Consider the following 19,310-nt stretch of genomic DNA (forward strand, 5'->3'; position numbering starts at 1 on the left):
GATTTCCGTGTTATTAGTAGATGGGAAGCAACAAGTCAAATTTGCTCTAAATGTGGATACAAATGGGGCAAACTTGATTTAAAAATTCGGTCGGTTAAGTGTTTAAATTGCGGCACTGAACACGACCGAGATGAAAATGCTGCTAAAAATATAAATAAAGCCGGGATAGGTCATTGCCACGGCTCTAAACGGGCGCTGAGACAGAGTAAGACTACCTCGGTAGCATCAGTCAGTGAAGCGTCAAGAATCACCTCGCCTTCAGGCAGGTGAGTATGTCAATCAGATAATTTTCTTGAGTAGTCAAACCCTGCTGTTTTTTATTGTCAATATCAGATTGATATTTTGTAGATTTTTGTATTCTTGCTGAGTTTCTAATAACTTCCTTTCCTTAAATCCTAGTTTAAATTTAATAATTTTCATGATTATTTATGAATAAAATTGAAAGTAGAGATGTTTCATGCAACATCCATACAAAAATTGATCACAAATATAGTAGGTTGGGTTGAGCGACAGCGTAACGCAAGTTCTAGGTTAGTAAAAGATTGATATTGGATTGATATTGGGCTGTTGTCAAGTATTGATCATGTTGGGTTTCGTTCCTCAACCCAACCTACTTTAATTTCCTATCTTCTTCTGCTACCAAAACCGGAAGAACGACGACTAGAAGAACGACCTCCACTACCAAAACTACTACCAGAATTGCGTTGGGTAGAGCTAGAATTACCAGAAGGTCTGAGGTTGCTACCACCAAAACCAGAACCGGAGGCTCTTCCGGTTGGGTTATTATTGGTTGTAGCGCGTCCTGAAGAGGAGTTTCTGATGTTTCCTGTGGTGCGGAAAGTAGTACGATTTCTTACTGCTGCGGGTGGTTCATTGTAGCGAGAACGATAATTAGCAACTGCTGAATCATAACTAGAACCATAACCACCATAACCGGTCATGACCCCACCGGGCTGATAAACGGGGGGAACATAGTATTGAGGTCTAAACAACATACTACCAATAGCTTGACCAGCGACGTTACCAGCTAAAGACGCAGCAAAAGGTGTCCAAAAGTTAGATTCTTGACGAACAATGACGGTTTCCTTTTGTCCGGTTTGGGGATTGGTTTTTGTCTCTGTGACATTATGGACGTACTCAAGTTTAAAGTCTTCTGTCAGATATAAAGCTGGCTGACCATTTTCTACTTTTAAGTAAGTTTTCTTACCGGCTTTGATTTCTTCCTCAGTTAATCTGGCCATTTGTAGCTTTTCTGTAGCAAAGCTTGGGGGGTTGTTGTTGAGTAAAAACAGAGTATACTCACCATTGGCATCGTTATATGTGCCTTGTTGTACTTGATACTGTCCATCATTTAACTTGGTGGGGGTAGCAGTTTGGCTAATACCCGGTTTTGCAGAATTAGCTTGGTTTTCACCTCCACAGGCTACAGTTGTTAAGCATAAAGTTAGGGCTAAACAAACAACTGTAAATTTACGCAGCATAGTCATAATCACGGTATTCATGTTTTGTGCGGATACTAATTACAGGTTAACAAATATAAGACTTAAGTAAGATTTAAGCTTCCCCGGTTTTCTAAACCGGGGATTTCTGAAGAGTCCACAAACGAACTTTCTTAGGCTGACTTAAACAACCTCTACTGATTCCGCTAAGATCAATTCCTAGCATCACCATTACTTTTCTCAAGATATTAGCAGCACCATTAGCATCTGCATTAATTTTGAATCCATCAGAAGTTTTATACACCCCACGACTAACTCGTTTCCCACTCGCTTTCCACCCCTCGGGTTTTTCACCGAATTTAGGCATATCATCACCGCCGAGAAACGATGATTGGGAAGTATATGATTCTTCTGTTTCAATAAAATCTATTCCGTATTGTTTACATAGTTGAGCAATACGGTCTTTTAATTTTGCTGTGGGAATTTGGACAAACTTCTGATTATTTTTAGCTCCTAAGTCAATACCATCTTTCTGTCCTTTATTCCATCCAAAAACAATAGTACCAATTTTGTTGTCAATGCAGTGGTTAACGACTATCCTTGCGGCTTGATTTACTGCATTACGCATTTGTCGGTTTCTTTTTTCGGTAATAGCAGTTAATCTATTAGTCCAAAATCCCTGCGGTTTATCGCTTTTAAGTTTAGCTACCGATTTGTTGTACCACTGATTTAAACTTTTTAAATGAAGTCCATCAACAATAAATGATGTTCCTAGACTAGAAACACAGGTTAACCAGTTGTTTAGCCCATGGTCAATCCCTAAAACATTTTTCTTGTCAACATCAGACCTTACTTCATTTACTTGATAGACAAATTCCGCATAAAATTGTCTATTTCTAGGCAGAATGTGTACTTCTCTGATTGATTTAAAGTCAAGATTGGATGGCATTGGCAGATAAAAACAATCCATGTTAAACCATGCTTTAACTTTTGTTCCCAAAGGAAATCTAATCATCCCATCAATTAACTTTAATGACCTGCTAGTAAAAGTAGCCACGGTCATCACGCTTTTACAGTAATTAGGTAATTTTGGTTTCTGGGAAACTTCACCTTTATTCGCAGTTTTAATTAACCCAATGTACGACTTGAAAGATTCAGATACACTGGCCAATATTTGTTGGGAAGTATCAGAATACAATGCCTGGTAATGAATGTTTTTCTGATAAGTTCCTAGTTGCTTGTGCAAATCTGCTCTATTAGGAATACAACCAGTTTTAAAATACATCTGTCTGGAATAGTAAACACCGCAATTTATCAGCCTTTTAGCTTGTGTACAGACGTATTCTAAAATTGCTATTGTTGATTTATCAGATTTAACGAGAACTTGCTGACATCCGTACATTGTTCGACCTTCAATGTTTGTTGATTTAAAAAGTATAACTGAGGTATGATTCACTTGTCAAAAGATATATCGAAGATCCGCATTACGGTTAACTGTCACGGCGAATAAATTCGCCGTTGGCACTTCCTCCACTGTCTAAAGCTAAGTGGCTTGCGTGCCTTTTTTGCGATTTTCTTGTGATTGACGAATTATTCTTTTGTAGGGGTAATTCATCAATTATCCCCACTTTCCTGATCTTTTCCCTAAGTCCTGAAATAATTTACAATGGGATCAATTCGGGGTAATATTCCAATAGCTGATCACTAGAAAGATCATCTCCTAACTGAGCGGGTGAAAAATGCACCTGGATAGCGCGGAGTTTATGTTTGTAGTGTAAATTAATTAAAGCCTTTAAAGCAGCTTTAAAGGCGGGAATATTAGCTAAGTCTGTTTCTAACTCTGGAATTTCTCCCTCTGTGGCGACTATAATCATAACAATGACGTTACGGGTTGCGGGAAGTGATAAGGGCTGGTTTGAGGAAGTAGAACTAAAATCAAGATTAGCACCATATCTTTGGGCTGAGTCTGTGAATAGTTCATTGACGTAATCTCCTGCGTCCCCTTCGTTCCAAAATACATCACCTTCATTAGCAGCAGACAGCCAATATTCATCATATTGTAGCAGGGTTTGGCAAAGTTGCGCCAATTCTTCTCCTAAAACTTCTATATCACCATCAGCGTCAATTGCTTCCCTAGCAGCCCGATTCAAAACGCCTAATATCGGTGCTACATCAGATCCTCCTAAATGCAAAAATAAACGACAGACAACATATCTAGTTTTACCTATCATCCGATTAAATGTATCACGCATTCTTTGTCTCCTGCTAATTTGAGTAGATTAGTAGATTTTGTAAAAGTTCAAAATTATTTCTTTTCTACCAAATAACTAATATATGAAAATTCTGTGCTATAATCCACAGTCGCATTCACATTAGGCATAAGATATTCTGATGGAATAGATATATGATCATTATCATTAATGAATGTTGTTTAAATATTGTTAACTTTGGGAATTGGAGTCAAGTATCGAAAGTATAAATTAAATTATACATATTTACATATTTACAGGTGACAATGAAAATTGGTATTTTAGGTTTAGGATTGATAGGTGGTTGTTTGGGTTTCGATTTACGTTCTCAAGGACACCATGTTTTAGGTGTGAGTCGTCGTGAATCAACTTGTGTCAGGGCTGTTGAAATCGGTAGTGTGGATCAAGCTTCTTTGGATTTAAGCCTATTAGCATCAGCCGAAGTTGTATTTATTTGCACCCCTATAGGATTAATAGTTCCCCAAATTAAAGAGTTAATTGGTCATTTACCTAAGACTACTATTATAACTGATGTTGGTTCAGTAAAAACACCTATAGTAAAGGCAATTTCCCCTTTGTGGGAGAATTTTATTGGTGGTCATCCTATGGCGGGAAAGACAGATTCAGGTATAGAATCAGCACAGCGGAATTTATTTGTCAATCGTCCTTATGTATTAACACCCATAGAGACTACAGCTAGTCATGTTGTGTCAATTGTAGAAGAAATTGTGCGATCGCTTGGTTCGGTTATCTACCATTGTCAACCAGAACAACATGATCAGGCTGTGAGTTGGATTTCCCATTTACCCGTGATAGTAAGTGCCTCCTTGATAGCAGCTTGTTTAAGTGAAACAGATCTAGAAATTGCCGAATTAGCCCAAAATTTCGCTAGTTCAGGGTTTCGGGATACGAGTAGGGTGGGGGGTGGAAATCCAGAATTAGGGGTCATGATGGCGCAATATAACCGCCAAGCATTATTAAATTCATTATATCAATACCGGGAAAATTTAGACGAATTTATTCATATAATTGAGGGGGAAAACTGGGAATTATTAGCAGAAAAGATTAAATTAAATCGCCAAGCACTTCACAACTTTCTAGAATAGGGGCTGCTGAAAAAGTTGTAGGTAAGCTGTTACGCAGCCAAATTGTACAATCCTAGTATTGCTGAATTTTGTGATGCGGGCATCATTCTCGCCATGAGGTGTTGCTGTACAAATTAAATGCGTTACAGCTTAATAGCGATGTCTGCATTAATTGAATGCTATCGCTAATTCAGGAAAAGAAAGGTCCAAAAATGCTGATTAAAACTTAGGTCAAAGCTGAAATGGCTATCGCTTCGTTAGTTGAGACAACCTGAGCATAGGCAAAGCCAAGGGCTGACATAAAAGCACAGTGAACTTCTAAAGCAGGTGTAATATGACCATAGAATTCAAGATTTCTAGCTGCACAAGCATCGTGAGCAACAATACAGTCGAAACCTAAATCATTTGCAGCACGAGTTGTCGCATCTATACAGATATTACTCATAGCCCCACAAATCACTAATCTTTCCACCCCAGCATTACGTAAATCATCAAGAAGAGTAGTCTGACGAAAACCGTTCGGGAACTCCTTGATAATAAGCTTTTCGTTTTCCTGGGGTTTCACAGATTCATGAATCTCAGCGCCATAGGTGTCAACAACAAAAAATGGTGCGTCAGGATTCTTGGCAATATGTTGAATATGAAAAATTAATTGCTTTCTCTCACGAAAGGCATTCAGAAGCCTTCCAGCATTAAAAGCTGCTATATCCATGCCGACAAGTTCCCATTTACCACCGGGAAAATAATCATTTTCAATGTCAACTAGAACTAGTGCTGTTTTCACGTCATTATCTCCTTAAAATTTGACGATAACTCTCTTTTAACACAGAACTTATCAATTATCTATCTTCGTTTCCATCGGCTGATGATATGATCCCAGATTTTATTTTTACCAGATGTCCTCACCTTAGCCCAGCTAAATTCTATATGACATTAACTTACAACTTGTAGATTCTTTAATAGATGAAAATATTTTCTCACCTTTAAAGATATAGGAGTCATAGCTGAGTGTTACTTGTTCTTGAAAGCCTATTTTCCGAAATAGATTTTGAGATGCAATTCCAGTGAGTTCAGAAATAGCCACAGAAAAATAGTTAAGTTTGGCTAACCTTAAATTCTCCCTGATTAAATTCGTAGCAATTTTTTGATTTTTGTATTCATCTTTAACCCCTAATAAAAGAATATGTAAAGTTTGAAATAATTCCCAGTAATAATATTGATATTTATCAAAATAACTATATTTTAACTCCTGTGACAACTTCTGAATTGCTGCAAATTTATGACTGATTTCCTGAATATAAGGGGGAATAGTCATCAAATATTCTGATATAACAAAACCAACAATAATTCCATTATCTTCCGTCGCAACAATAGAAAGTCTATCCACAATTGCTTTCCTCAAATAAGCTTCAGCTAATTGTCGAAATTCTTGATAATTTATCTGTAAACTTTTAGTTATCGGTTCATTATTCACAAATAAATTAGAGCATAAATCAACAGTTTGTTCAAAGTCCTGTGATTCAATAATGCGGAATTTTACCATTTTTTTACCATTTATAGATTATCAATAATTTCAGTATTTACAACACAAATCATTAAGGCTAAATAGCAAGGCTTGAAAAACCCAAATATTTAGCAATTTAAGTTTTATATTGTGGGCATATTTGCCCACAACCTATGTACAATCAGATGTAATTTAGCTCATTTAATCATTACATCTGTCTCTGATTATGTCATTTGATATGACTGACAAACCAGAAATACTAGTAGCAGAGATTAGTATTGTCCTGCGGACAGATCAATTACTTTCAAAGAGGGCTTTTCCTGAGTATGCAAATACAATTTCTCCTTTTTGCCTTCCTGCTCCAGTTCAAGGACAAATCTGTAATTATAAACACCAGGTTTTAAAGTGCTTAATACCGCTCCTGCCCAATAATAATAAACTGGGCAATAACGATGACGCATCATATCTGGACCACCATAAACCTTCAACTCAGTGCAGATTTTGGTTTCAGAAAATTCCTCAGCGTCGCCTTCTTGTTGACTGTCTAGGAAAACAATGTTATTAATTTTTGGCATAGGTGGCCATGTTCCATCTGGTTTCTTTTCCATATCCATAGGATAGATAATCCAATTCAGAACCTGCCCTGGTTTACAGACAGTTTGTAAATGATCTGTTCCCTGTCCTTGCCCCCCGACGCTGTTGTCCATCATGTACAGGGTGTTTTTTAGGCTTCCCGTTCTCACAGCTTTATGAACGTCTATGACAGTGACTATATTCAGTTGCACTGAATTTAGCTGTCCAGGATTTTGCTTCTTGAAAGTAGACTTATCTGACATGGTTTTCCTCTTGCTTAGTTAAATTGTGATTCTTGGCAGTTTAGGCATCTTGACCCACAAGATAGAGAGGGGAAGCGGTGGCTATAGATTCTGCCCGAGTTCCCACGTTAAATTTGATGGTGTAGGGAACTAATTGCACATTCTCTTTCACCGTACCAGACCAGTAGGAGACATCAGTACCTTCATAAACCTTCTTTTCTGGTTCACAGTATTTCTTGTCAATGATGATTTCATCAATGGCAGCATAGGCTTCACATTCTAAGAATGTCACTGTCCAAACCAATACATCTCCTGCTGACACGATGGTTTTTAAACTTTCTGTACCATGGCCTGTAGAACCAGACGCTTTTTCGGTGTCTGTAAAATAGACTTGTCCGCTCAAGGAATCAGTTGCCAATGCTCCCACAACATCTATTACACTGGCGATCGTTATTGTTTTTGCCATAATCTGTCTTCCATTTTTTGAAATTGCGTTTGAAAATCAAGCATTTGACTAGGCTTTAGGGATTGGTAGGTATCCAATACCTGCATTTGTAAACCCATTTTTCTTGGGATCATTAGAAATCTTGATATAAGCATCATGGGTAAAATCTACTGGTACCCAAGCCCATGCTTGATTCTCACGAGATAGTTTGTACAACTGTATATGCATTGTGTAAGCATAGGTTCCTGGTCTAGATGTATCCACAGATGCAGCCCAGTACCAGCCATCTGTCACCATATCAGGAGAGCCATAGGCAGCAGGATAAATGATATTTTTATCAACTGCTTCGCCGGTGATGTTTGTAATGATGGGATTGAGAGAATTGATTTCGGGAATTTTCCCATCCACCTCAGTCACAAGGTTTCCTGTGACATCCATAATTTTTTGCCCAAGATGGCCAATGTCCTGACTAACATCACTATTTCTACTCTGAACTTGAGTCTTGACACCGACAGCTTTCGAGATCCTTTGTAGTTCCTCGACGACATCAGAGATATTTTGAGATTCGTCAGCACTAGCACCGGTCAGTCTATCTGCAAGGGCTTGTATCTCTTCAAGTGCCTTGAGATCGCTATTTTTCGACTTGTCTGATAGAAAGCTCTTGGGCAAGGTAGGGGGCAAAGAACCAACTCCATAGGGCAGCCAGTTCAAAACCTGCTCATTAGCTTGAGAACCATCACAGTAACTAGTGCCATTAATTGCAGAAATTAATTTGCCAGTGCCTAAACCTTCAGACCCCTGCAATTTCATGTTGTCGAACAGGTAAGTATTACCTTCCAAAGTGTTGGCTTCTATGGCCGCTGCCACATCAATCAACAATATTATTCCCAACTGTTGGCTCATAAAGATTCCTTTTTCTCTGAGTTTAAGTTTGTTTTCACTCTTCAACGCTTAGTTTCAACCGTCCATAAAGTCCTATCTTTACAGGGGTTTTTGTTGTTTTTTATCAAGCTGAGGTTAAATGCACTTCAAAGCAGGAGTATCTACATACATCAGACAGTTCTTGCCTTCATACATTTGCAACTCAAATCTATAGCGATAATCTACGCCAGGTACAAGATAGTATGGGACAATGCCAGACCAAACATTCAAATGCAGCTTATCGCTTTCCAGTTTTGTAGGGTCATCTGGAAGCGGTTCAACACTAGTACCATCTTGGTTAAGAAAGGTAATCTTTCTAATAGCTACTGGTGTCTGCAAATCAAGAGCTAAAATTGTCCACTGGATAATTTGTCCTGGGTGGCACAAGGTGACTAAATTGGTTGTTCCCTGATTGAGACTACCCAGAGGGCTATTGTCCATCATGCAAAGATTACCATTTAACAGCGTTCCACCCGAAAGTGATTCAATGACATCAACAACACAAAATATGCTGATCTTTGACTCCATAATTTTCCTCGTTATTTTACTTGAAAAAAAACAGTCCTTGACACTCCCCTCAAGTGAGAGGATTCTTGTTGAACAGAACTAACCTGAAAAAGTTAAGGATTTGCCATTTACAAGCCTACTAGAATAATTAATCTAGGGTTCGGGCATGACATTCCCTACCTTGTTATCCATATCCTGAGTCACATTAGGATATAGCTGACTTTAGAAAATATCTCTGATTAAAGGTACTTTACCTACTGGAGTCCTATAAATCTCTTCCGACCACTTTTTCACAAGTTTTATTTCAAACTTATACCCACTCTTTTCAGTGTAATATACATTAGCTTCTCCTATATTAAAAATAGATAAAGAGTGCATTAAAGATTGAATAAATAAACGCCTGATTCCTTCAATTCCCAGCATATTATCCATTCTGATAAACAAGGTTTTGATATCATCTACCGCAGCGATTAACTGCAAGGTCTTCGTTGTGCGATGGTTAACAAACTGCATTTCATGAGCTAGTGCTTCCAAGTCAAAAATACCAGCTGCCTTCAATTCATGACAGAGAGAAGCGTAAACTTGGGGAGCAGAATATTGTGTGTCGTTAATGTGAATAATATCTCCACTGCGACCTAAAAACTCAAATTGTTGGGTTTTTAATTCTGGTTTATCTATATTGGGACGACGTATCACCCTATCCCCCGATTTAAACCTCAGAAATGGTGCTTCATGGCCATGAAGTCGAGTCACAACCAACTCACCCTCCTCTCCGACTTTAACCCAGCGACCCTTACTATCCACAATCTCAACCAAATGTAACCCGGGAACGGTAGCCAAATAAGGAACTTCATGGCGCAACTGTAAGCCAATAGCTTCATTTTGAACTGTAGCAAAGTAACTCAAAATTTCCAGATTAGGATAAAGCTCTTTTAACTCAAGTTGTTTGCGATATGGTAATACTCCACTACCATACATTGCTACACGGAAACTTTTCCTAGCTTCTTCATGTAAACCAATACCAAGGTCACTCAGGATTGCTATACCTGCGGAAATTGCCATAATTGCCTTTGGACCGGGATAAGACATAATGTGGTGATAAACTTCCCTCATCACCGGACCTGCACCAAGATAGTTAATTCCGGGTATATTCTGTAAAACACCCCCAACCATTGTCCCGCTACTCCACATTTGAAAATCCGCTAAGGTGGTAGCAACCCACTTAGGATCATCCCCTGCTAGGTAATCAGCTAACATATGTTCGCCGATGAATTTACCAGCAATCTTGTAAGTATCTTGTAATTCTCGCAATGAGTAAACCATTTCCACTGGTAAACCAGTTGTAGTTCCACCACTGGCAACAATTTCAAAACCGCCATAACTTAAAGGAACAACTAAACCTGGTCTTGACCATGAGAACAACTCACCCATGGTGGTCTTATCAGAAATCGGTAATTGTTGCCATTCTTCAAAATTGCGGGGAGCTTTTTTTAAGCCTGACCTCTCAATCATATCTTTCCAAATAGGATTGAGCATGAGAGTATTTGTCATTTGCTGTAAACGCCGCAATACTAAAGCATTTTGAATTGTCTCTTCAAGTCCACTATATTCCGTCTCTAATAAACTTTCACATTTTTTGATTTTCTCAAAAAATGAAGGCAGTTTAACTACTTCATCAACTGATTTTGGTTCTAATTCATCAAGTGGAATTAATTTATCAATTAATTCTTCACTAGAAGTAGATACTTTCTGAGTTTCAGTATTCATGATCATTCCCCTCTCTTGATATTCTAACACTTTTTGTTCCCCTGCTCATAAAAGAATATAAAAGCAGCTTTTTGGCTGATTTCAGCCTAATTATTGAAACTAAAAATTTGTAGCTTTTTAAAATAGTCGCCTTTTAACTAAGTTCCGCTAATTAATTCCAGTCCAATTTTTCTAATTTCATCTAGTAACTCATGAAAGTGATGAGTATTAATTCTGTGATTCATGAAAACGACACGCAAAGAGTTAATTCCATCAATTTCTACCTTGGAGATGAAGAATTTCCCTCCTTCCCTAATTCTATTTCTAATTGCTAACTGAAAATCGGACAAGAGATTATCGCTCACATTGGAGGGTACATATCGGAAACAAAGGATATTCACCTCCGGTTGATGAATGGTCTGGAAATCAGGCTCGTGTTTGAGTATTTGATAGGCTTCCTGAGTCAACTGACACAAATACTCAATCTTATCAGCAAATATTTCCTTTCCATAAAGCGCCCATAATACCCACAAGTTCATGATTAGCGGTCTTTTAGTGCATTCAAAATTCTGTTCTGCACTATCGAATTGAGTATAGATATCAGGAACTTTTTCAAAGACATAACTAGCGTTCTGACGAAATGCGCCATAGCTCTTTTCCTTATTCTTATAGAAAAGAAGGGTACACACCCCAGGTAAAAACATCATTTTGTGAGCGTCCAAGACAAAGGAATCTGCCTTTTCAATTCCTTTTAATTTGTGACGCAACTGGTCAGAAACCAGCAAACTAGCACCATGAGCGCCGTCAATATGAAGCCAGATATTTTTCTCTTTGGTAATTTGTGCTAATTGATCAATTGAATCAAAAGCACCTACGGAAGTAGTTCCTGCTGAAGCCACCAAACAGAAAATCTTTAGCCCCCGTTTCTCTGCTGCTTCTAGGGTAGGACCTACCTGGTCTATACAAATTTGTTTTTTCTGATTAATTGGTAAACGGATAATTTGATTTTCTCCGATTCCCATAATCCCCGCAGCCCGACAAACGCCATAATGTGCATCTTCACTCACAGCAATGGCCGGACGATATTGATCCCCCAATGCAGAAATCCCTTCTGACCAAATCTGGGGAAATTTTTCGTTTCTAGCTGCTAAAAGAGCGGTTAAATTACCCAATGTCCCCCCGGAGGTGGTCACCATGGCAAAACTATCGGGACTCCAACCAATAAATTGGTTAAACTCATCGGCCATAATCCGCTCAACTACGTTCGGTAACTGCCCCGCTTCATAGAAGGAGGACGGTTGACTGACTATGGAACTAATTAAATCAATCAGACCAGCTAAGGGAATTACACCCGAAAATTGTCGCCCCATGTAACCGGGTGAGTACACTTGTATTCCAGTTTTAATATATAAGTCAATAATTGCTTCTAGCTTTTCCTGATTGCATAAAGCCCTATCCTTCTGTCCCTGATTCATGATCTCTTTTGCTGTTTGGGACAAGTCATAAGGATTACTCAGTGCCAGTCCTCTGATTGATGAGTCGGCTAAGTATTTTTCTAATTTGGATACAACAATCTCAGCACTTTCCCGAAACAATTGATCATCAAAAACACCCTCCTTGGTGATCAAGCTCTCGGTATCTGTATCTATATACGGCATAACTATTCTAGTCCTAACCCTAGTCTTTTTATGGGTAATGAATTTTTTTTGAGTATTTTTAGTAACCCTTTTGTAACTTACATGACAATTGTCAACTTGTCAATCATATTTACCAAATATTTCATTAAATAAATGTAAATATAGTCACTAATGCAAGATATCAGATGTAAAAAAGCTAACTAATGCTCAGTGGCTACTAAACTTTTTTTACGGTTTAGATTTAAGCGGTTAAGAGTCCGTGACAAGCTTAATACACTTACCTCATACGATATATAAAAAATAGCAGTCTTTTCTAAAAAGAAGATTAAATTATGGGAATTTACCTAAATATAAACTTTGATTACAAAATATAGACAAAAACTACCACCCTATGATTTGGCTACCATCAATAATACTCAGCAACCGTAATCAAAAGATCCCCGACTTCTTAAAGAAGTCGGGGATCTATATCCTGAACATGATTACAAATGCAGTTGATGAAGCAAATGATGAGTCACAGGTAAACTGTCTACCACCATCCCTAAACACAACAGCATCATGTAGGAAATGGAGTATAAAAATAACTCCCGCGCTATGGTTTTATCTTCGGGATTTTGCAATAAACGCCAAGACTTATGGACAAATATACCGCCTAAAGTCAAGGCAATAACAGCATAGACAATACCACTAGCGTGTAAGGGATAAAACAGCAATATAGTAGCAGTAACAGTAATTACCGTATAAAACCAAATTTGTCGTACCGTGGCTTGATCCCCTGCCACCACAGGTAACATTGGTATCCCTACCTTAGCGTAATCATCACGAATCATTAAAGCCAAAGCCCAGAAATGGGGAGGTGTCCACAAAAAGACAATGGCAAAAATTAACCAAGCAGCCCAACTTAAAGTATCTGTCACCGCAGCCCAGCCAACTAAAGCGGGAATTGCCCCGGCAGCACCACCAATGACGATATTTTGAGTGCTATGACGTTTGAGCCAGTGAGTATAGACTAAAACATAAAAGATGATGCCAGAGAAGGCTAAAAATGCGGCTAGGAGATTAGCAAATATTGTGAGGAGCGTAAAAGAAAGTACAGCCAGAACGATAGCAAAAATTAAAGCATCACGGGGTTGTACCTTACCAGAAGGCAGAGGACGGTGGCGTGTGCGCTCCATATCATAATCTATATCTCGGTCATAGATACAGTTAATGGTTTGGGCGCTGGCTGCGGCCAAAGTCCCACCAATCATGGTAATAATTAACAACCAAGGATCTACCTCTCCCTGGGCAGCTATCCACATACTTCCAGCAGTAGTGATTAATAGCAGGGGGATAATTCGGGGTTTGGTTAACTGGTAGTAACTGTGAACGACTTGGAGAAATGTGTCGTGCTGACGACGAGAGACATTAGTCTCAATCATGTTGGGCTTTTTCCTTATTTTTCAAGAACTGGTCAGCAAACCGCTTTTTGGTAGAAATATGAAGATGTGGCTTTATGGATTTGGGCTGTGAGTGGGAGTGAATGAATCCCGCAGTGATAAAACTGTAAATACCACCAAAGTACCGAGTAAAGTTGCACCAATAGCTTGGTGAGAAACAGTGAGAGGTTCAACTTGTAAATGTAAGCGGAAGGTAGCCACACCCAATAAAAGTTGTAAAATCAATAAACCACCCGCCATATTGGCCAGTTTCCGTAAAACAGGATGTAGTGCTGGTGTGCGCCAAGAAGTTAACACCACCGCCAAAGTAGCTAGAGTTGGGGGTAATAAGCCAAAAATATGACTGTACATGACATTACAAAGTTGTTCACCTGCCAAACACTGGTGTAAAGCCCAGCGAGAACCCACTAAAGCACCCAGTAGACTTTGTAAGTAGACACAAATGGCAGCAGTTAAACTCAGTATGGGTAATTTACCCACTGTTCCCGTTCCTTGATAAGAGGCCAGACTTGTACCGATAATTAACAAAGTGGTGAAAAATAGCAGTGCTGTTCCCAAATGGGCAGTAACGATATCAAACCGCAACAATTCAGTTACAGTCAGTCCTCCCAAAATCCCTTGCAAGACAATTAAAAATAAGGCGAATGTAGAAGCCCAAGGTAGCCACTTGGGTAAAGAAAGACGATGCCACCAAGATAAACTACAAAGGGCGATCGCACTAAAGCCAATTAAAGCCGCATCTAGACGATGAAACCATTCCAAAAACACCTGGAGATTCATTTGCTGGGCTGGAACTAACTCCCCATAGCATAAAGGCCAGTCAGGACAAGCAAGTCCAGCATTCATGACGCGGGTGGCGCTGCCTATAGCCATCAAAATTAAGGTGGCTATGCAGATTTTCCACACCAAGCGACGAATCATATCCTGGGGCTGTTGTCTAACTTTTGCCGCTTGATTTTGTGGTTCTAAGACAAATTCGTTCATTAACAATACCTTGAGACTGCTTGTGCTGTGAAGGGTGGGAAATTTCGTATTTTGATTTAGTGCCAATCTCCATTCACCCTAACCTACAGGTCAGAATGTAGAAATCGGCTTTCCCTTATACTTTGGATCACTTTAGCTAGTTTTAGCTGTAAGATTTTGTGCTGTTTTGCAGATAGGAACAGGGAAGGAGGGGGAAAAAAGTTAGGATTCAACCGGATAGAAACATTGATAAATGGGAATTTATGGGAATTTTTCGGCTAAATTGCCATTTAATCTGGGGACGGATAACTTATCTCCCTTGTACTCAAAATTGTGATCCTAATCCAAAAAATTAATAAAGATTTCGGACCAGCGCATACTATATCTCATACCCTGCATTACCTTAGTAAGTGGGGTCACTTTTGTCAGTGAACAAAACCTACGCCAAATATCTCCCAAAGCCTCTCTCTTTCGTGATCTTCGCGTCTTTGTGGTTCATTAGGGCGCGGTGCGTAACTCAAGGTTGAAGTAACTTGAAGATAAATTAGTTAATTGATAAAAAATCCGCCATGAAAATTCCAAGTACAATCTGGACATTACTCATTGGCATTGTCCTCACCCTCACAAGTCTCTGGTACGGTCAAAATCACGGTCTGTTGCCTACAGCGGCCTCCGATGAAGCCCCCTTGGTAGATGGTCTATTCAATGCCATGATGACTGTTTCTACAGGCATATTTTTGATTGTTGAAGGTGTTTTAATTTACGCCGTTGTTAGATATCGTCGTCGTGCTGGTGACAATGAAGATGGTCCAGCAATTGAAGGTAATGTGCCTCTGGAAATCCTCTGGACTGCGATCCCCGCAATTATCGTTATCGGTATTTCTGTCTACAGTTTTGATGTATACAGTAACATGGGCGGCTTTGATCCCCATTCAGCCCATGCAGCACCCATGATGGAAGAATCCATGAATATGCCGGGAACGGCTATGGCCGCTACCTTAAAGGAAGCATCTGTACAAGTAGCACAATTAGATAATAATTCCGATACCGTTACTAAACCAGCGGAATTAGTTGTCAATGTGACTGGACTCCAATATGCTTGGTTATTCACCTATCCAGCCACGGAAGTGACAACCGGTGAACTTCATTTACCCATTGGTAAAACCGTAGAAATTAACTTGACAGCTAATGATGTCATCCACGCGTTTTGGATTCCCGAATTTCGGCTTAAACAGGATGCTATTCCTGGTAGACAAACAAATTTGCGTTTTACTCCCTCAAAAACAGGTGAATATAATTTAATTTGTGCTGAATTGTGTGGACCTTATCACGGGGTCATGAAAAGCCCAGTAGTAGTTGAGACACAAGAGGCTTTTGATCAATGGATGCAAGAACAATTAATTGCAAGTAAGGATATACCCAATCAAACGATGGCTATGAACGCTGATAAATTCCTTTCTCCTTATATTCAGGATATGGGCATTAATTCAGAAATTTTGCATCAAATTAAGTAGGGAATTACAAAATACAGCGAATATAATTCATGGCTACACAAACAAAGTCCACTTGCGTGGACTAATGAAAAATTAAGTAATTTAAACCACGCATCATCTGGGTTTGGACTGTGTAGAAGTGGTTTTCATCGCCCATTTAACTTCTTTAAAATATGACACAAGCACAATTAGAAGAAACCGATTACAACCACAATCATACTGAAGAACATAAAGAAAGGCATTGGCGAGATTTTTTTGGTTTTAGTACAGATCATAAGGTGATTGGGATTCAATACTTAGTCACTTCGTTTATTTTTTACTGCATTGGTGGCGTAATGGCTGATTTAGTGCGGACAGAATTACGCACTCCAGAAGTAGATTTTGTCACACCAGAAATCTATAACAGCCTGTTTACACTCCATGCCACAATCATGATTTTCCTGTGGATTGTGCCAACGGGAGCGGGATTTGCTAACTATTTAATTCCGCTGATGATTGGGGCCAGAGATATGGCATTTCCTCGCCTCAATGCTGTGGCTTTTTGGATGGTTCCCCCCGCAGGTATCCTACTAATTGCTAGTTTAGCCGTAGGTGATGCCCCTGATGCCGGTTGGACTTCCTACCCCCCCCTGAGTTTGGTAACGGGCCAGGTGGGTGAGGGTATTTGGATTATGAGTGTGTTGCTTTTGGGAACTTCTTCCATTTTGGGGGCGATTAATTTTCTCGTCACTCTTGTGAAAATGCGAGTTCCTAGCATGGGTATCTATCAAATGCCCTTATTTTGTTGGGCAATGGTGGCAACTTCTGCACTAGTATTAATATCTACGCCCGTATTAGCGGCAGCTTTGATTTTACTGGGTTTTGATTTGTTGGCCGGAACAACGTTTTTTAACCCCAGTGGCGGGGGTGATCCTGTTGTTTATCAACATATGTTCTGGTTCTATTCCCACCCAGCAGTTTACATCATGATTTTGCCTTTCTTTGGGGCAATTTCGGAAATTCTGCCAATTCACGCCCGAAAACCGATTTTTGGCTATAAAGCGATCGCTTTTTCGTCCCTAGCTATCAGTTTCTTAGGTTTAATCGTCTGGGCGCACCATATGTTTACCAGCGGTGTCCCTGGTTGGCTACGGATGTTTTTTATGATCACTACCATGATCATCGCTGTACCCACTGGGATTAAAATTTTCGGTTGGTTGGCAACTATCTGGGGTGGTAAAATCCGCTTCACTAGCGCCATGTTATTTGCCATTGGCTTTTTAGCAACTTTTGTGATTGGTGGTATTAGCGGTGTGATGTTGGCCGCAGTTCCTTTTGATATTCACGTTCACGATACTTACTTTGTAGTGGCACATCTCCACTATGTCTTATTCGGTGGTAGTGTGTTAGGCATTTTCGCGGCCATTTACCACTGGTTCCCGAAAATGACGGGACGGAAAATGAATGAATTTTGGGGTCAAGTCCATTTCGCTTTAACCATGGTTGGTCTCAACATGACTTTCTTACCCATGCACAAACTAGGATTAATGGGTATGAACCGTCGTATTGCTGAATATGATCCTAAATTCACCGCTTTGAATGAAATCTGCACCTGGGGATCTTATATATTGGCCGTCTCCACCTTACCATTTATCATTAATGCCGTTTGGTGTTGGTTCTATGGCGAAAAAGCTGGTAATAATCCCTGGCAAGCATTAACTTTAGAATGGATGACTAGTTCCCCTCCTAGTATTGAGAATTTTGAAACTCTACCAGTTTTGACTACTGGCCCTTATGATTATGGGGTGAGTAAGGAACGAGTTGAAGTTGAACCCGTGTTAACTCCCCAAATTGAATCAGCACTTTAAAGAGAAAATTTGGCGTTGCTAAATAAAGGAATTTTTTCTCCCAGAGGCGCAAAGGTGCGGCGGGTAAGAAATAGGGTCTTTTGATTTACCTGAGTTCAGCAACGCTAAAAACTTTTAACCCATTACCCATTACCAATTACCCATTACCAATTAAATAATTTATGCAAAGTCAAATTATTGACGCGACTAATACTGAGTTAAATCATCATCAATCAGTTTCTGGTCACGAAGCACACCCAGATCATCGTTTGTTTGGTCTGTTTATGTTTTTGGTGGCTGAGGGTATGATTTTTATGGGTTTGTTTGGTGCATACCTAACTTACCGTTCTACTATTCCTGTCTGGCCACCAGCGGGAACTCCAGAGTTGGAATTGTTGTTACCCACTGTGAATACTTCTATTTTGATAGCTAGTAGTTTTGTTATGCACAATGCTGATACTGCTATTAAAAAGAACGATACTAAAGGAATGCGGCTGTGGTTGGCAATTACGGCACTTATGGGCGCTGTTTTTTTAGCGGGTCAGGTTTATGAATATACTCATTTAGAGTTCGGTCTGACTACTAATTTATTCGCTAGTGCCTTTTATGTTTTAACCGGTTTTCACGGTTTGCACGTTACTATCGGTGTTTTGGCAATTGTAGCAGTTTTGTGGCGATCGCTTACTCCAGGACATTACAGTAATAAAAATCACTTTGGCATTGAAGCGGCGGAAATTTACTGGCACTTTGTAGATGTAATTTGGATTGTTTTATTCGGGTTACTCTATTTACTCTAGGTATTTATTACTTAGTTGTTCACTCCACTTGAATAACCCACAGTCCCCCCCTTGGGGGTTTTTTTATTTGTACTGGTGAATAAGTATATATTATTATATATTATATATTTTGTTGGGTTTCCTTGGGTCAACCCAGCCTACAAACTGGATTAAAAATTTAAAACAAATGAACTCACAGAAACTACAACCCAGGGAATCATTAAATAAAGCATTTCTGAAAATCAATCCTTTTAGAAAGGATATTGAAACTTTTAAAAAACATCTAAAAAACCTAATTGCAAAAATTAACGAATCTGAATCAGAGGAATTTCATAAAAACCTGATTGCTGAATTTTTAAAGAACACATATTACAGTTCTAATCACTTTATTAATACTCAAGGACGAAATGACCTGGTTATTCATAATGGTCAAGACCCTAAAACCAGTGTTGGTGTAATTTTAGA

Annotated in this window: 19 protein-coding genes; 6 read left to right on the top strand and 13 right to left on the bottom strand. The window is 39.2% G+C overall.

The features are described from left to right. Window positions 1-12: 12 nt before the first annotated feature. Entirely contained in the window at window positions 13-270 is a 258-nt protein-coding gene (locus H6F62_RS19265; protein ID WP_347238724.1) for a zinc ribbon domain-containing protein, read from the top strand. A 353-nt stretch (window positions 271-623) separates the two neighbouring features. Here the strand turns inward: H6F62_RS19265 and H6F62_RS19270 are convergent, their stop codons facing one another. From H6F62_RS19270 to H6F62_RS19280, 3 genes are all read right to left on the bottom strand, one after another. Then, complete coding sequence (locus H6F62_RS19270; RefSeq protein ID WP_137909437.1) at window positions 624-1,493, bottom strand: hypothetical protein; 870 nt, start codon at window positions 1,491-1,493, stop codon at window positions 624-626. 79 nt (window positions 1,494-1,572) lie between these two features. Further along, window positions 1,573-2,841, bottom strand: a complete 1,269-nt coding sequence (locus H6F62_RS19275; protein ID WP_190372744.1) for an RNA-guided endonuclease TnpB family protein — start codon at window positions 2,839-2,841, stop codon at window positions 1,573-1,575. Between the two features lie 259 nt (window positions 2,842-3,100). Continuing rightward, window positions 3,101-3,691, bottom strand: coding sequence for a DUF1517 domain-containing protein (locus H6F62_RS19280; protein ID WP_137909422.1), 591 nt, complete (start codon window positions 3,689-3,691; stop codon window positions 3,101-3,103). Between the two features lie 263 nt (window positions 3,692-3,954). Between H6F62_RS19280 and H6F62_RS19285 the strand changes: the two genes are divergently transcribed. Further along, window positions 3,955-4,794 (top strand): prephenate/arogenate dehydrogenase, encoded by an 840-nt coding sequence (locus tag H6F62_RS19285; protein ID WP_137909423.1) that lies wholly within the window; start codon window positions 3,955-3,957, stop codon window positions 4,792-4,794. A 205-nt stretch (window positions 4,795-4,999) separates the two neighbouring features. On the opposite strand, the gene H6F62_RS19290 is transcribed toward H6F62_RS19285, so the two are convergent. The 10 genes from H6F62_RS19290 to H6F62_RS19335 all read right to left on the bottom strand — a co-directional run bounded on the left by H6F62_RS19290 (window position 5,000) and on the right by H6F62_RS19335 (window position 14,771). Further along, the gene (locus tag H6F62_RS19290; RefSeq protein ID WP_137909424.1) at window positions 5,000-5,557 is read right to left on the bottom strand and encodes a cysteine hydrolase family protein; all 558 of its coding nucleotides are present in this window, start codon (window positions 5,555-5,557) and stop codon (window positions 5,000-5,002) included. 132 nt (window positions 5,558-5,689) lie between these two features. Beyond that, complete coding sequence (locus tag H6F62_RS19295) at window positions 5,690-6,316, bottom strand: GNAT family N-acetyltransferase (protein ID WP_190372745.1); 627 nt, start codon at window positions 6,314-6,316, stop codon at window positions 5,690-5,692. A gap of 233 nt (window positions 6,317-6,549) precedes the next feature. After that, complete coding sequence (locus H6F62_RS19300; protein ID WP_137909426.1) at window positions 6,550-7,113, bottom strand: hypothetical protein; 564 nt, start codon at window positions 7,111-7,113, stop codon at window positions 6,550-6,552. Window positions 7,114-7,153: 40 nt separating this feature from the next. Then, a complete protein-coding gene (locus H6F62_RS19305; RefSeq protein ID WP_137909427.1) occupies window positions 7,154-7,558 on the bottom strand; it encodes a hypothetical protein in 405 nt (134 codons plus the stop codon). Window positions 7,559-7,606: 48 nt separating this feature from the next. Next, on the bottom strand, window positions 7,607-8,440 hold the full coding sequence (locus H6F62_RS19310; protein WP_190372746.1) for a hypothetical protein: 834 nt from the start codon (window positions 8,438-8,440) through the stop codon (window positions 7,607-7,609). Window positions 8,441-8,554: 114 nt separating this feature from the next. Continuing rightward, entirely contained in the window at window positions 8,555-8,986 is a 432-nt protein-coding gene (locus H6F62_RS19315) for a hypothetical protein (RefSeq protein ID WP_137909429.1), read from the bottom strand. Window positions 8,987-9,187: 201 nt separating this feature from the next. Then, window positions 9,188-10,732 (bottom strand): hypothetical protein, encoded by a 1,545-nt coding sequence (locus H6F62_RS19320; protein ID WP_190372747.1) that lies wholly within the window; start codon window positions 10,730-10,732, stop codon window positions 9,188-9,190. Window positions 10,733-10,869: 137 nt separating this feature from the next. Beyond that, window positions 10,870-12,369 (bottom strand): aminotransferase class V-fold PLP-dependent enzyme, encoded by a 1,500-nt coding sequence (locus H6F62_RS19325; protein WP_137909431.1) that lies wholly within the window; start codon window positions 12,367-12,369, stop codon window positions 10,870-10,872. 461 nt (window positions 12,370-12,830) lie between these two features. Further along, complete coding sequence (locus H6F62_RS19330) at window positions 12,831-13,769, bottom strand: heme o synthase (RefSeq protein WP_137909432.1); 939 nt, start codon at window positions 13,767-13,769, stop codon at window positions 12,831-12,833. 72 nt (window positions 13,770-13,841) lie between these two features. Further along, complete coding sequence (locus tag H6F62_RS19335) at window positions 13,842-14,771, bottom strand: heme A synthase (RefSeq protein WP_137909433.1); 930 nt, start codon at window positions 14,769-14,771, stop codon at window positions 13,842-13,844. 548 nt (window positions 14,772-15,319) lie between these two features. Between H6F62_RS19335 and H6F62_RS19340 the strand changes: the two genes are divergently transcribed. The 4 genes from H6F62_RS19340 to H6F62_RS19355 form a co-directional block, all read left to right on the top strand. Next, entirely contained in the window at window positions 15,320-16,264 is a 945-nt protein-coding gene (locus H6F62_RS19340; protein WP_137909434.1) for a cytochrome c oxidase subunit II, read from the top strand. 152 nt (window positions 16,265-16,416) lie between these two features. Next, window positions 16,417-18,090: a cytochrome c oxidase subunit I gene (gene ctaD, locus H6F62_RS19345; protein WP_137909435.1), complete on the top strand. Its 1,674-nt coding sequence runs from the start codon at window positions 16,417-16,419 to the stop codon at window positions 18,088-18,090. Between the two features lie 161 nt (window positions 18,091-18,251). Beyond that, entirely contained in the window at window positions 18,252-18,866 is a 615-nt protein-coding gene (locus H6F62_RS19350) for a heme-copper oxidase subunit III (RefSeq protein ID WP_137909436.1), read from the top strand. 166 nt (window positions 18,867-19,032) lie between these two features. Beyond that, window positions 19,033-19,310, top strand: a 278-nt coding sequence (locus H6F62_RS19355) for a hypothetical protein (RefSeq protein WP_199306465.1), incomplete at its 3' end; no start/stop codon positions are given.

Origin of the sequence: Anabaena sp. FACHB-1391 (assembly GCF_014696755.1) — a bacterium.
GTDB classification, from domain to species: Bacteria; Cyanobacteriota; Cyanobacteriia; order Cyanobacteriales; family Nostocaceae; genus Dolichospermum; species Dolichospermum planctonicum.